Below are 1,899 nucleotides of genomic sequence, written 5' to 3' on the forward strand. Positions count from 1 at the left end.
CGCGGCCGTACAGCTTGCCGTTCTCGAACTTGGGCGTCCACGGGCCGAGATCGGCGCGCCAGCCGTCGAATTCCGGCTGCTTGTCGAGGTGGCCGTACAGCAGGATCGTGTCGGTGCTGCCCGCGCGCGTGGCGGGCGTCTCGAAGAAGATCACCGGCGTGCGCCCCGGCAGCCGGACGATTTCGAGCGTCAGGCCCTTGACGGGCTGGCGCTCCGCCCACTGCGCCGCATCGGCGACGACGCGCTCCAGGTAGCCGCGCTTTTCCCAGTCGGGGTCGAAAGCCGGACTCTTCGCGGGAATCGCGATGTAGTCGGTCAGCGCGTGCAGGATTTCATCGTTCCATTTGCGCTCGACGAACGCGGTGAGCTTGTCGTGGTCGAGGACGGGGGCGGTATCGACGGTGGGCATGGTGGCGACGGGAATCGTGGCGACGAAAACCACGATCATACGCCGCTGCGCGTGCCAGGCGCGGCGTCGAGAGAAACGGTGTCCGCATTTGGAATCGACGAGTGCAAGCCGTTATTACCTAAACGGACGCGTTTGCCTTGATGTCGAAGGCTCCGGTAACCACGCCTCTGCTGCTGCCTTGCTCATTCTGGAGCGTGTATTCCTGCTTGACCCTGGAAAACGACAGCCGCACCTGTTCGTAGCTCGCGGACATTTCAACGCTCGTGACGATGACGTCGCTCATCGTGATCCGGAGGAAGTCAAACGGAACGCCACCTGCCTTTCGCATGGTCAGGACAACCGTGGGGATGTGTTTCCCGGTCAGACAATACGACATGAGGTTGGGGCTCGCCCGGTCAATGTTGTGAAAGAAGACAAGATCTTCAACCGTAGCCCTGCCAGCTCCACCACCTGAACCCGACATCATTGACGATTGCTGCGACATCTTCCACGTCCAGTTTTCGACCTGAATCTCGTCAGGATGTGCCGCATCCCGCGATTCTCCGGTGATGCCATCGATTTTTATAAAGACGTCATTTGACATTCGAGCGGTTCCGATTTCGTTTGTTGATCAGGATGTTCGCCAGCCAAACTACCGAGATAGCCGGCAAGAAGGAGAGCAAGAGCGATGTATCGATGAGAGAATCGCCGGGCTCCGCATCGCGATATATTCCAAGCCATGACGTCGCTCGGGAAATGATGATTTCCCCGGTTTCCGAAAACACCATGCGGCCGACCGGAAGCGCGAGCGCAAAGGACAGCCCGACCACGCACGCAATATTGACAAGGATTTTCTTGAATTTCATTGAACGTCGACCGTTCCATATGCGAACCCCTTGCCGCCGGGAATCGCGAGCGGCGTGGCACCCAAGAGGCGCGCCCTCAGCCGGTAGAAGGCGGGAGGATCGGCGAGCGTAATGCACCCTTCGCTGATATTCGCGAGGCCACGCGGATGCAGCCTGAAATGCCCACGCCCGATTCCGTTTATAAACGTCCAGTCATCGATATTTCCATCGTCCCGATAGAGCGCAAACCATTTCCCGCGATCAGTGTGATTGATGAAGTCCATGAAAAAATCACGAATGTGCGTGAACAGGCCACCCGATCCGCGATCCACGATGTAATAGCGCCCCGGAGGCAATGGGCCATCACCGGGCATCGCTACGGCGGCGGGATCGTTTTTCACACCGTCCTTTCCCGAGAACGCATCGAAGTCACCGACTCCATCGCAATGCAGCACCGACATTGGCTTGTTGTTAAGGCGAAATGTGCATCGAACGGGCATGGTGGCCACCCCTTCCTAAAAACTGCGACACTATGCCGAGCCTCCTCAAAAAATCAAGGATTGCTTAATTTGAGATAGAGGTGGATCTGGATATTGATCGACAGATGCCGATTGCTAACGGTCATGCCAGACAGGAAGCGCGCCCGGGGCCGGCAAGAGCGTGGCG

3 protein-coding genes and 1 pseudogene are annotated in these 1,899 nt (G+C 58.2%); all 4 read right to left on the bottom strand.

Annotation, left to right across the window (positions count from 1 at the left end):
• Positions 1 to 409, bottom strand: a pseudogene (locus LIG30_RS02035) (peptidase M20); the annotation flags it as partial.
• Between the two features lie 118 nt (positions 410 to 527).
• On the bottom strand, positions 528 to 992 hold the full coding sequence (locus tag LIG30_RS02040; RefSeq protein WP_038709248.1) for an Hcp family type VI secretion system effector: 465 nt from the start codon (positions 990 to 992) through the stop codon (positions 528 to 530).
• The gene (locus LIG30_RS02045) at positions 982 to 1,254 is read right to left on the bottom strand and encodes a hypothetical protein (RefSeq protein ID WP_038709249.1); all 273 of its coding nucleotides are present in this window, start codon (positions 1,252 to 1,254) and stop codon (positions 982 to 984) included. Before LIG30_RS02045 ends, LIG30_RS02040 begins: the two co-directional genes overlap by 11 nt.
• Positions 1,251 to 1,733: a DUF2778 domain-containing protein gene (locus LIG30_RS02050; RefSeq protein WP_038709251.1), complete on the bottom strand. Its 483-nt coding sequence runs from the start codon at positions 1,731 to 1,733 to the stop codon at positions 1,251 to 1,253. Before LIG30_RS02050 ends, LIG30_RS02045 begins: the two co-directional genes overlap by 4 nt.
• Between the last annotated feature and the right edge of the window lie 166 nt (positions 1,734 to 1,899).

This window comes from Burkholderia sp. lig30 (assembly GCF_000687455.2).
In the GTDB taxonomy this organism is placed as follows: domain Bacteria; phylum Pseudomonadota; class Gammaproteobacteria; order Burkholderiales; family Burkholderiaceae; genus Burkholderia.

Excerpts from the sequence above, each read along its gene's own strand:
- LIG30_RS02050 (WP_038709251.1), bottom strand. The coding sequence starts at position 1,733 with ATGCCCGTTCGATGCACATTTCGCCTTAACAACAAGCCAATGTCGGTG.
- LIG30_RS02040 (WP_038709248.1), bottom strand. The coding sequence starts at position 992 with ATGTCAAATGACGTCTTTATAAAAATCGATGGCATCACCGGAGAATCG.
- LIG30_RS02045 (WP_038709249.1), bottom strand. The coding sequence starts at position 1,254 with ATGAAATTCAAGAAAATCCTTGTCAATATTGCGTGCGTGGTCGGGCTG.